The following is a 13,326-nucleotide window of genomic DNA, read 5'->3' as shown; positions in this document are numbered from 1 at the left end:
CCGAGTCCCGAGTCCCGGCTACAATAGCCAGCCCGTTTCCTCACACGGTTCCCCGGACATGATCGTCCTCGAGGGCGCATCCGCCCTTTCGCCGTTCCGTCGCGCTCGGCTCGAAACCCGCCTGCAATCCCTCGTTCCCGGCCTGCGCATCACCGGCGCCTGGCACGTCTACTTCATCGACGCCGAGGACCAGGCCCAGGTCGACCTGGGCGCGGCGCGGCGCATCCTGCAGGCGCAGGACGCGCCGGCCGCGGCCGAGCCCGGCGCGCGGTCGCGCTACGTGGTGCCGCGCCTGGGCACGCGGTCGCCGTGGTCGAGCAAGGCCACCGAACTGGTGCGCGGCGCCGGCCTGGCGATCAAGCGCGTGGAGCGCGGCACCCGCCTGGACCTGGCCGGCTGGCCCGACGACGCGCTGGCGCAGGCGGCCATCGCCAAGCTGCTGCACGATCCGATGACCCAGTCGCTGCTCGACGCGCCCGAGCAGGCGCTGGCGCTGTTCGGCGCCCCGCCGCGCGGCGACGTGGAGCGCATCGCGCTGGCCGACCTGGAAGCGGCCAACGCGCGCCTGGGCCTGGCCCTGGCGCAGGACGAGATCGACTACCTGCGCCAGCGCTTCGGCGAACTCGGCCGCGATCCGGCCGACGTGGAACTGATGATGTTCGCGCAGGCCAATTCAGAGCACTGCCGGCACAAGATCTTCAACGCCAGCTGGAGCATCGACGGCAAGGAGCAGGACCGTTCGCTGTTCCGGATGATCAAGCACACCCACCAGCAGACCCCGCAGTACACGCTCAGCGCGTACAGCGACAACGCCGCGGTGGTGGAAGGGCATCCGGCCGCGCGCTACCGCCCGGACCCGGCCAGCGGCGAGTACCGCAGCGAGGCGGTGGCGCCGTCGGCGTTCTGCATCAAGGTCGAGACCCACAACCATCCCACCGCGATCGCGCCGTTCCCCGGCGCCAGCACCGGCGCCGGCGGCGAGATCCGCGACGAGGGCGCCACCGGCCGCGGCGGCAAGCCCAAGGCCGGCCTGACCGGCTTCTCGGTGTCGCACCTGCGCATCCCCACGCTGCCGCAGCCGTGGGAAGGCGAGCGCCCGCTCAACCCGCGCATGGCGCCGGCGCTGGACATCATGCTCGACGGCCCGCTCGGCGGCGCCGCGTTCAACAACGAGTTCGGCCGGCCCAACCTGCTCGGCTACTTCCGCAGCTTCGAGCTGCCCGAGGCGCCGGGGCTGACCCGCGCCTACGACAAGCCGATCATGCTCGCCGGCGGCCTGGGCGCGATCGACCGCATCCAGGTGGAGAAGAAGACCCTGCAGCCGGGCGACGCGGTGATCGTGCTCGGCGGCCCGGCGATGCTGATCGGCCTGGGCGGCGGTGCGGCCAGCTCGGTCGCCTCCGGCGACAGCGCCGAGGACCTGGACTTCGCCAGCGTGCAGCGCGACAACCCGGAGATGGAGCGGCGCTGCCAGGAAGTGATCGACCGCTGCGTGGCGCTGGGCGCCGACAACCCGATCCGCTGGTTCCACGACGTCGGCGCCGGCGGGCTGTCCAACGCGATCCCCGAACTGCTGCACGATTCGGGCGTCGGCGGCGTGATCGACCTGGGCAAGGTGCCCAGCGACGACCCGTCGCTGTCGCCGATGCAGCTGTGGTGCAACGAATCGCAGGAACGCTACGTGCTCGGCGTGCCGCAGGCGCGGCTGGGCGAATTCGCCGCGATCTGCGAGCGCGAGCGCTGCCCGTTCGCCGCGGTGGGCGTGGCGACGGCGGAGGAGCGGTTGGTGGTGGGCTATGGAACGCTGCTCGGGACCGGGGACCGGGGACCGGGGACCGGGGAAGAGCAAAAGCAAGATCAAGATCAAGATCCGGAGTTGGGCGTTACCGCTGCTGCATCCGGCACTGTCGACGCCGCTTCTGCCGGGTCCCCGGTCCCCGGTCCCCAGTCCCGCCAGCCACAGCACCCCATCGACCTACCGATGGACGTCCTCTTCGGCAAGCCCCCGAAGATGCATCGCGACGCGCGCCAGCCGCCGGCGCCGCGCTGGCCGGAGCTGGAGACCGACACGCTGGACCTGCGCGAGGCCGGGCTGCGCGTGCTGGCGCATCCGGCGGTGGCGGCGAAGAGTTTCCTGGTCACCATCGGCGACCGCAGCGTCGGCGGGCTGACCGCGCGCGAGCAGATGATCGGCCCATGGCAGCTGCCGCTGTCCGACTGCGCGATCACCCTGGCCGGCTTCGACACCTTCGCCGGCGAGGCGATGGCGATCGGCGAGCGCACCCCGCTGGCGCTGCTCGACGCGGCGGCGTCGGCGCGCATGGCGGTCGGCGAGGCGATCACCAACCTGTGCGCGGCGCCGGTCGAGGCGCTGGCGCAGGTCAAGCTGTCGGCGAACTGGATGGCCGCGGCCAACCACGACGGCGAGGACGCGCGGCTGTACGCGGCGGTCAAGGCGGTGGGCATGGAACTGTGCCCGCAGCTGGAGCTGAGCATCCCGGTGGGCAAGGACTCGCTGTCGATGCAGGCGCAGTGGAACGTAGCCGGGACCAGGGACAGGGTGGCCGGGACCGGGGACCGGGGACCGGGGACCGGGGAAGAGCAAAAGCAAGATTCCGGCGATCGTGCCGCTGCCGATACCGCCGCCGTTCCGGGTCCCTGGTCCCCGGTCCCCGGTCCCGGCACCATGCACAAAAGCGTTTCCCCCGTGTCCCTCATCGTCTCCGCCTTCGCGCCGGTGGCCGACGCGCGCACCCAGCTGACCCCGCTGCTGGCGCGCGATACCGACAGCGAGCTGTGGCTGATCGGCCTGGGCGGCGGCAAACAGCGCCTGGGCGGCTCGGTGCTGGCGCAGGTGCATGCCGAGGGCGGCCTGCCGGCGTTCGGCGGCCCGGTGCCGGACCTGGACGATGCGCAGCGGCTGCGCGCGTTCTTCGAACTGATCCGCGACGCGCGCGAGGCCGGCTTGCTGCTGGCCTACCACGACCGCAGCGACGGCGGCGCCTTCGCCGCGCTGTGCGAGATGGCCTTCGCCTCGCGCCTGGGCCTGGACATCAACCTCGACGCGTGGGGCGACGATCCGTTCCGCAGCCTGTTCAACGAGGAACTGGGCGCGGTGGTGCAGGTGGCCGACGAGGACCGCGCCGCGTTCGCCGACCTGGTCGAGCGGCACGCGCTGACCGAGTGCGCGCAGCGCATCGCCCGGCCCAGCACCGCGGCCGCGGTGCGGGTGAGCCTGGCCGGCAAGACCCTGGTGCAATGGCGCTGGGAGGAGCTGTTCGATGCGTGGTGGTCGGTGAGCCATGCGATGCAGAAGCTGCGCGACAACCCCGACAGCGCCGACGAGGAACGCGCCGTGGCGCGCAACTTCGCCGCGCCCGGGCTGAAGCCGAAGCTGGGCTTCGACCCGGCCGAGGACGTCGCCGCGCCGTTCATCGCCACCGGCCAGCGGCCGAAGGTGGCGATCCTGCGCGAGCAGGGCGTCAACGGCCAGATCGAGATGGCCAACGCGTTCGAGCGCGCCGGGTTCCGTGCCTTCGACGTGCACATGAGCGACCTGATCGCCGGCCGCGTGGAGCTGTCCGGGTTCGTCGGCCTGGCCGCCTGCGGCGGTTTCAGCTACGGCGACGTGCTCGGCGCCGGACGCGGCTGGGCCACGTCGATCCTGGAGCGGCCGGCGCTGCGCGACGCGTTCGCCGCGTTCTTCGCGCGCCCGGATACTTTCGCGCTGGGCGTGTGCAACGGCTGCCAGATGCTCAGCCAGCTCAAGGACATCATCCCGGGCGCCGAGCACTGGCCGCGCTTCCTGCGCAACCGCAGCGAGCAGTTCGAGGCGCGCACCAGCCTGCTGGAGGTGGTGGAGTCGCCGTCGATCTTCCTGCGCGGCATGGCCGGCTCGCGGATCCCGGTGGCGGTGGCGCACGGCGAGGGCCGCGCCGAGTTCGACAGCGCGGTCGACCAGGCGGCGGCACGGGTGACGCTGCGCTACGTCGATGGCGACGGCAACATCGCCGAGCAGTACCCGCTGAATCCGAACGGCTCGCCCGACGGCATCACCGGCCTGACCAGCGACGACGGCCGCGTCACCATCCTGATGCCGCACCCGGAGCGCACCACGCGTTCGCTCAACCTCAGCTGGCAGCCGCAGGGCTGGCCGGACGACTCGCCGTGGCTGCGGATCTTCCGCAACGCGCGGGTGTGGGTGGGCTGAAGAACCGGCATGCCCGCTTACCGCGGGCATGCGCTGCGCCATGATCGGGGTGGCCGCGCCGCGCCGCTTGCCTGAGCCCGTGACTTTCGCGCGGCCGTCCCTGTGTGCGGGCACCGGCTGCGGCAGCACCGCCTGCTGTCGATCGCCTTGCATGCACCGACTGCACCGACCCTGCCCGGACCTAGCGCATCCCGGGGCGCCGATCGGCCGTGGGCACGTGTCTGGCGATCGCTACCGATCCGGTCGCCACGGCGGCGGGTGTCCCGCAGAACACCCCCTGCGAAGCCGCGCCCATGCGCCGGCCATGGCCGCTCCGTCCGCGCCACGAAGGACCTGAAGCGCTGCACCAGCCGAGCCTGGCGCTGGCGCATGGACCGGTTTTCCCTCCTTTCGTCGACGTCCGCGGGCCAAGCGGTCCTGTCGCGAGGCGCACATGTCGTGGCCGGGATGCGGGCCACAGTCGGTCAAGCGAGCCAGACCCTGCCAGACGCGCCCGGGTAACGCCCCGGCCGCCGCCCGCACATGCAATCGACCACCGCTACCCGGCCGCCGCGCGTGAAATTTGCGCGGCGGTGCCGCAAACCGCGGGTGTTTTCCCCGGACTTCGTGACCTGCAGGAAAAATGTGACGTGAATCACATTGATCGCGTCAAAGCCTTGCCGGACTTCGCTCGACCCGCTTCGACGAGTTGTGATGAAAGACGCAGATATGTGTCGAAATGTTGACGGAGCGTGCTGTTTTTATTGAATTTTATCGCACATGTAACGAATTTCGGCGATTTCCGCGATATGCATCACGGATTCGGTGGCAGTCAGTCAAAAACTTGACGTAAATAAAATGTGCGGTTAACACTCCAGTCAGTTCCACGGTTCGGCTCGGTTCATCTTCACGGTGCGATCGAGCGGCATCGACCTCGCGGGTTTTCGCGCAGGCATGCCGAAGGAGACGTGGCGCCAAAAATCCGACAGGGGGTCGGCCGGCGCGGATCTGCCGGGTGAGGGTGGCTTTTTTACCGAAAAACCAGCCATTTAGGAGCAGCAGTCGATGAATCGGATTTATCGCAAGGTCTGGAACAAGACGTTGGGCGTGTGGGTCGTGGCCTCGGAACTGGCCAGCAGCGCCACTGCGGGACGGATCGTCCGAGAGGGCAGGACAGGGCAGGGACATGGCCTGGCCCTGTCGGCGGCCATCGCCATGGCGCTCGGCGCCGGCGGCCTGGGTTTGGCCAGCGATGCGCAGGCGCAGTCGGTGGAGATCGGCGGCAACAAGAACTGCCTGGTGCTGAGCGGCGGCAGCGTGATCGACAGCTGCGTGGTGGACGGCAGCGCCAGCGCCGGCGGCAGCCAGGCGGTGGCGATCGGCAACGCCGCTGCGGCCGCCGGCAATGCCGCCGTGGCGCTCGGCGCCAGCGCGCAGGCCTCGGCCGAATACACCACGGCGCTGGGCGCCGAGAGCGTCGCCAGCGGCGAGCAGAGCACCGCCACCGGCGCGGCCAGCTTGGCCAGCGGCGACGGCAGCGTCGCCAGCGGCGCACTCAGCGAGGCCTCGGGCATCGAGGCCACCGCGCTGGGTTACTACAGCACCGCCGCCGGCGAAGGCGCGACCGCACTCGGCGCGGAGAGCGTGGCCAACGGCGCGGCGACCGCCGCGGTCGGCCTGGCCGCCACGGCCGATGCCGACTATGCCACCGCTGTCGGCGGCTTCGCCGCGGCGAACGGCGCCAGCAGCACCGCGCTGGGCAATGCCGCCGTCGCGCAGGGCGCCAACAGCGTGGCGCTGGGCGCCGGCGCGGTGGCCGACCGCGACGACAGCGTGTCGGTCGGCAGCGCCGGCAGCGAGCGCCAGATCGCCAACGTCGCCGCCGGCACCGAGGCCACCGACGCGGTGAATCTCGCGCAGCTGGACGCGGTGAAGCAGGTCGCCGACACCACCAGCAAGTACTTCCAGTCCAGCGGCAGCGGCGACAGCGACGCCGGCGCCTACGTCGAAGGCGACAATGCGCTTGCCGCAGGCGAGGCCAGCAACGCGATCGGCAACGGCGCCAGCGCGCTGGGCAGCGGCGCCAACGCCATCGGCGTCAACGCCACAGCGCTGGGGACCGACGCCACCGCGCTGGCCGATTCGGCCACCGCGGTCGGCGGCGCGCTGTCGATCGTCGACGAGAACGGCGAGGTGGTGCTGGAAGGCACCACCACCGCGGCCGAGGTGGGCGCCAGCGCGTTCGGCGCCGGCGCGCAGGCCACCGCGGCGTTCGGCACGGCGGTGGGCGCAGGGGCGCAGGCGCAGGGCCTGCAGAGCACCGCGACCGGTTTCTCCGCCAGCGCCAGCGCGCTGGCATCGACCGCCAACGGCGGTTTCAGCCAGGCCGGCGGCGAGTTCGCTTCCGCGTTCGGCTACGGCGCCAACGCCAGCGGCGGCAGCGCGGTGGCGGTGGGCGAATCCAGCCTGGCCAGCGGCGAATCCAGCACCGCGGTCGGCGGCACCGTGCTCGGCGGTTTCTTCGGCACCGAGGCGCAGGGCGAAGGCGGCTCGGCGTTCGGCGCCGGCGCCTGGGCCAACGGCGATTTCTCCACCTCGATCGGCTGGCTGAGCTCGGCCGATGGCGCGTCCAGCACCGCGCTGGGCGGCGCTTCGTGGGCGCAGGCCGAGGACAGCACCGCGCTGGGCTATGGCGCCAATGCCGAGGCGGTCAACAGCGTGGCGCTCGGCCAGGGCTCCTATGCCGACCGTGCCGACAGCGTGTCGGTCGGCGAAGTCGGCGGCGAGCGCCAGATCACCCACGTCGCCGCCGGCACCGAAGGCACCGATGCGGTGAACCTGGATCAGCTGGAGCAAGCCACCGCCGCGAACAAGTATCTGGCAGTGGCGGGGAGCCAGGACAGCAACGCCGGTGCCTATGCCGAAGGCGACAACAGCACGGCGATGGGGGAGGCGACCGATGCCATTGGCAGCGGTGCTTCGGCCTACGGCAGTGGCGCCATGGCGCTGGCTGATCTGGCCACCGCTGGCGGCTACAACAGCCTGGCTGGTGCGCAGTGGAGCACCGCCTACGGTGCCGGTAGCCAGGCGACGGGACAGAGCGCCACGGCCATCGGCGGGCAGATGACGGTGGTCAACGGCGAAACCTGGGAAGAAGAGACGTGGTCCACCGAGGCCAGTGGCCAGGAGAGCACCGCGGTGGGCACGGCTGCGCGTGCCAGCAGCTATGGCAGCACGGCGCTGGGCGCCGTGTCCGAGGCCAGTGGCGAAAGCGCGACCGCGTTGGGCCAGGCCAGTACGGCGCGTGGCGACTATGGCGTGGCGGTGGGCAGTGAAGCACGTGCCGCCGAAGTCTTCAGTACGGCGGTCGGCGCGCAGTCCAGGGCGACCGGCCCGCGCGCCACAGCTGTGGGGCAGAACGCGCTGGCACAGGGCGACGGCAGTCTGGCGCTGGGCGGGTTGGCCGCCGTCGGTGCGGACCAGGGCATCGCCCTGGGCTGGAACAGCATCGTCTTTCCCGACAGCGTGGGCGGCATCGCCCTGGGCGCCAACGCGGAGGTCGCGCCCGGCGTGGCCAATGCGGTCGCGTTGGGGAGCGGCTCCTATGCCGATCGTGACAACGTCGTTTCCGTCGGATCGCCGGCGCGTATCCACAACGGTGTGGTCACCGGCCCGGTCGAAGCCATCGACAGGCAGATCATCCATGTCGCCGCCGGCACCGAGGCCACCGACGCGGTCAATCTAGCGCAGCTGGACGCGGTGAAGGCGGTCGCCGACACCACCAGCAAGTACTTCCAGTCCAGCGGCAGCGCCGATAGCGACGCCGGCGCCTATGTCGAAGGCGACAACGCGCTTGCCGCAGGCGAGGCCAGCAACGCGATCGGTGACGGCGCCACCGCCCTCGGTGGCGGTGCCAGCGCGCTGAACGATGGCGCCACCGCGGTCGGCACCGGCGCCTTGGCGGCAGGACAGAACAGCGCCGCGTTCGGCAACAACGCGCAGGCCACCGGCCCGGCGGCCGTGGCGATGGGCGGCGTGGCCGTGGACGAGAACGGCGATCCGCTGATCACCAACGGCGGCGTGGCCGTGGACACCGGCGCGACCAGCGCCGGGGTCGGCGGCACCGCGGTCGGCGCCAGCGCCGATGCCGGCGGCTTCGCCGCCTCGGCGGTGGGCGTGGGCGCCTATGCCAGCGGCGCGCAGGCCGCCGCGTTCGGCGCGGTGGCCAACGCCACCGGCGACTACGCCACGGCGGTGGGCACGCAGAGCGCGGCGACCGGCGCCAGCAGCGTCGCCGTCGGCGGCCCGGCGGACCTGATCCCCGGGCTTGGCCTGTTCGTGCAGACCCAGGCCAGCGGCCAGGGCGCGGCGGCGTTCGGCGCCGGCGCGATCGCGGCCGGCGACTACAGCACCGCCAGCGGCAGCCTGAGCGAGGCGTCCGGCCTGGAAAGCACCGCGCTGGGCTATTTCGCCTACGCGCCCGGCGCCTTCGCCAGCGCGCTAGGCGCCGAGTCCTGGGCCAGCGGCGCCAACAGCACCGCGATCGGCTACTACAGCACCGCGCTGGCCGCCGACAGCGTGGCGCTGGGATCGAACTCGGTCGCACGCCGCGCCAACACGGTGTCGGTCGGCGACGCCGGCAGCGAACGGCAGATCACCAACGTCGCCGCCGGCAGCCAGGCCACCGACGCGGTCAACGTGGCGCAACTGGACGCGGTGCGCGACACCGCCGGCACCACCGCCAAGTTCTTCACCGTGGGCAGCGGCGGCGACGTCGGCGCCTACGCCGAAGGCAGCGGCGCCGTCGCCGCGGGCGAAGCCGCCAACGCCTACGGCAACGGCGCGGCCGCGTACGGCAGCGGCGCCACCGCGATCGGCGACGACGCGCTCGCGCTCGGCAACGGCAGCGCCGCCGGCGGTGCCGGCAGCACCGCGATCGGCGGCCAGGGCCAGGCCTACGACCAGTACAACCAGCCGATCACCGATGCCGACGGCAATGCGGTGATGGCGGCCACCAGCGCCGGCGAGAACGCCACCGCGCTGGGCGCGGGCGCGCAGGCCACCGGCGAGCTGGCCACCGCGGTGGGCTACGGCGCGCAGGCCACCGGCGACCACAGCACCGCCGGCGGCTACAAGGCGCGCGCGACCGGCAGCTACAGCCTGGCGCAGGGCGACAACGCCTGGGCCAGCGGCGACGACGCCACCGCCAGCGGCGCCTACGCCTGGGCCACCGCCGACGGCGCGTCGGCATTCGGCGCCTCGGCCTGGGCCACCGGCGCCAACGCCTCGGCGTTCGGCACCGGCGCCTGGGCCAGCGGCAGCGGCGCCACCTCGATCGGCTTCAACAGCTGGGCGCCGGGCCTGAGCGCCACCGCGGTGGGCCGCGGCGCGTTCGGCTACGGCAACTACAGCGTGGCGATGGGCTTCCAGTCGCTCGGCAACCAGGTCAACACCATCGCCCTGGGCACCAACACCCTGGCCGATGCGGAAAGCGCGATCGCGATCGGCGCCGGCAGCGTGGCGACCGCGTCCAACGCGGTCGCGCTGGGTGCCGGCGCGTTCGCCGATCGCGAGTACAGCGTGTCGGTGGGCAGCGCCGGCAACGAGCGCCAGATCACCAACGTCGCCGCCGGCAGCGAAACCACCGATGCGGTCAACGTCGCGCAGCTGGAGGCGGTGCAGCAGGTGGCCGAGACCACCAGCAAGTACTTCCAGGCCAGCGGTGGCGACGACAGCGATGCCGGCGCCCTGGTCGACGGCGACAACGCGCTGGCCGCCGGCGAGGCGGCCAATGCGGTCGGCGATGGCAGCAGCGCGCTCGGCGGCGGCGCCAACGCGCTCGCCGCAGGCGCCACCGCGATCGGCTTCAACGCGCTGTCCACCGGCACCGATGCGCTCGCGCTGGGCAGCAACAGCCAGGCGCTGGGCGCGGACAGCATCGCCGTGGGCAGCGGCGCGCTGGCCAGCGAGACCGGCGCCAGCGCCAGCGGCGCCGGCGCACAGGCGACGGCGACCTATTCGACCGCCACCGGCAGCGAGGCGGTGGCCTCGGACAACCAGGCCACCGCCACCGGCTTCCGCAGCACCGCCTCGGGCACCGGCTCGACCGCGCTCGGCGGCTACAGCGAAGCCACCGGCTACCTGTCCTCGGCGCTGGGCTACGGCGCGTTGGCGGCCGGCGACTACGGCACCGCGGTGGGCGTGGCCTCGACCGCGTCCGGCGCCGGCGCCGTGGCGGTAGGCGAATACAGCGTGGCCTCCGGCGACGAAAGCGTCGCGGTCGGCGGCACTTCGTTCTTCGGGCTGATTCCGGCCGAAGCCTCCGGCGCCAACTCGTCCGCGTTCGGCGCCGGTGCCGGCGCCACCGCCGACTTCAGCACCGCGATCGGCAGCCTGGCCTTTGCCAGCGCCGAGGATTCCAGCGCGTTCGGCTACGGCGCCTATGCGTCCGGCGCCAACAGCGTGGCCCTGGGTACGCTGTCGGAGGCCGAGCGCGACAACACGGTGTCGGTCGGCACCGCCGGCAACGAACGCCAGATCACCAACGTGGCGGCCGGCAGCGAGGCCACCGATGCGGTGAACCTGGCGCAGTTGGACGAGGTCAGGCAGTCGGCCGATGCGACCGGCAAGCAGTTCAAGGCCAGCGGCGGCGAGGATCCTGCCGACGACGTCGGCAGCTACGTGGACGGCAACTACGCCACTGCCGCCGGCGAAGCGTCCAACGCGCTCGGCACCGGCGCCTCGGCGTTCGGCAGCGGCGCGCTGGCCGGCGCGCAGTACGCCACCGCGTCCGGCTACAACGCCACCGCCACCGGCGAATCCAGCACCGCGATCGGCGGCGCGCTGTACTACACCGACGCCAACGGCAACGTGCTGCTCGACGGCACCACCACCGCCAGCGAAGCCGGCGCCACCGCGCTGGGCGCGGGCGCGCAGGCGACCGGCGCGTTCAGCAGCGCGAGCGGCGCCGGCGCCACCGCGTCGGGCCTGCAGTCCACCGCCAACGGCTACAGCAGCCAGGCCAGCACCGACTACGGCACCGCGGTCGGCGCGTTCAGCAGCGCCAGCGGCACCCGCACCAGCGCGTTCGGCTATGGCGCCGAAGCGGCGGGCGACTACGCCTCGGCACTGGGTTGGGGCAGCACCGCCTCCGGCGCCTACGCCTCGGCGCTGGGCCACAGCGCGCGCGCCACCGGCGAGGACGCCACCGCGCTCGGCGCCTCGGCGTGGGCGACGGCGGCGCAGACCACCGCGGTCGGCCAGTTCGCCTGGGCCACCGCGCAAGGCGGCACCGCGATCGGCCAGGACTCCTACGCCTACAGCGGCATCAACGCCACGGCGGTGGGCACCAACGCCTGGGCAAACGGCGCCAACAGCGTCGCCCTCGGCGCCGGCGCGCGCGCCAGCGAAGCCAATGTGGTGTCGGTCGGCGGCGGCAACGGCGTCAGCGGCCCGGCCACGCGCCGCATCACCAACGTCGGCGCGGCGCTCAACGCCAACGACGCGGTCAACAAGGCGCAGCTGGACGCGGTGGCGGCCGAAGCCGGCGGCACCAGCGCCAGCTTCAAGAGCTCCGGCACCGGCGTGGCCAGCGCCAGCGGCGTGGACAGCACCGCCGCCGGCGCCGGCGCCACCGCCAGCGGCGCGCGCAGCACCGCGCTGGGCGTGGGCAGCAGCGCCAGCGGCATCGGCGCGACGGCCGCGGGCGTGGACAGTGCGGTGAGCGCGACCAACGGCACGGCGATGGGGCGGCAGACCCGGGTGATCGGCGAGAACGGCGTCGCCCTGGGCTACAACAGCTTCGTGCGCAACAGCGGCAGCAATGGCGTGGCACTGGGTGCCAACGCCGGCGTGTCGGCGGCCAATGCGGTGGCGCTGGGCGCCGGCTCGCGCGCCTACGAGGCCGATACGGTGTCGCTGGGCAGCGGCGATGGCCGCGGCGGTCCGGCCACGCGGCGCATCGTCAACCTCGGCGCCGGCGCGGTGAGCGCGGGCAGCACCGAGGCGATCAACGGCGCGCAGCTGTACCAGTCGCTGAGCAACATGGCCACGTTCCTCGGCGGCGGCGCCGGGATCGGCGCGCAGGGCGTGTTCGTCGCGCCGAGCTACGTGATCCAGGGCGCCAGCTACAGCAACGTCGGCGATGCGCTGGCCGCGCTGGACGGCAAGGTCGGGGAACTGGATGCGCGCACCGGCGGCGGCGCGGTGGCCGCGCGCAGCGCACGCAGCGCCGGTGCCTCGGTGCAGATGGCCGGCGACGAGGCGACGGCGGCGGGCGCCGCGTCGGTGGCCGGCACGCCGAGCACCGCCGAGGTCGGCGTGCCGGTCGCGGCGGTGGTCGATGGCGCCGCCAGCGGCAGCGCCACCACCGTGGGCACCGCGGCGCGCGCCAACGACGTCACCGGCACCGCGGTCGGCGGCAACGCCTACGCGCACGGTCCCAACGACACCGCCATCGGCAGCAACGCCAGGGTCAACGCCGACGGCAGCACCGCGGTGGGCGCCAACGCCAGCATCGCCGCGGTGGCGACCAACGCGGTGGCGATGGGCGAGGGCGCCAGCGTCAGCGCCGCCTCGGGCACCGCGATCGGCCAGGGCGCCTCGGCCACCGCGCAGGGGGCGGTGGCGCTGGGCCAGGGCTCGGTCGCCGACCGCGCCAACACGGTGTCGCTGGGCAGCGCCGGCAACGAGCGCCAGCTCGCCAACGTCGCCGCCGGCACCCAGGCCACCGATGCGGTCAACAAGGGCCAGCTGGACAGCGGCGTCGCCACTGCCAAGTCGTACACCGACACGCGCTTCAACACGATGGCCGACAGCTTCGAAGTGCTGCGCGGCGACGTCGATGCGCGCCTGCGCGACCAGGATCGCCGCATCGATCGCCAGGGCGCGATGAGCGCGGCGATGCTGAACATGGCGACCAGCGCGGCCGGCATCCGCACCCAGAACCGGGTCGGCGCCGGCGTCGGTTTCCAGAACGGCGAGTCGGCGTTGTCGGTGGGCTACCAGCGCGCCTTCAGCGATCGCGCCACGATGACCATCGGCGGCGCGTTCAGCGGCGACGACAGTTCGATCGGCGTCGGTGCCGGTTTCGGCTGGTGAGTGTCCGCGGCCGGCGGCATGCGCCGCCGGCCGCTTCG

At 73.0% G+C, this 13,326-nt stretch carries 2 protein-coding genes; both read left to right on the top strand.

What is annotated here, in order from left to right:
* The first annotated feature begins 58 nt into the window (after window positions 1–58).
* Entirely contained in the window at window positions 59–4,210 is a 4,152-nt protein-coding gene (gene purL, locus JR065_RS20230) for a phosphoribosylformylglycinamidine synthase (RefSeq protein ID WP_206236286.1), read from the top strand.
* 1,044 nt (window positions 4,211–5,254) lie between these two features.
* The gene (locus JR065_RS20225) at window positions 5,255–13,288 is read left to right on the top strand and encodes an ESPR-type extended signal peptide-containing protein (RefSeq protein WP_206236285.1); all 8,034 of its coding nucleotides are present in this window, start codon (window positions 5,255–5,257) and stop codon (window positions 13,286–13,288) included.
* Window positions 13,289–13,326 lie beyond the last annotated feature (38 nt).

The organism is Xanthomonas sp., from assembly GCF_017163755.1.
Lineage (GTDB): Bacteria > Pseudomonadota > Gammaproteobacteria > Xanthomonadales > Xanthomonadaceae > Xanthomonas_A.
Note: the sequence above shows the minus strand (reverse complement) of the source record. Positions and strands in the feature narration are given on the sequence as shown.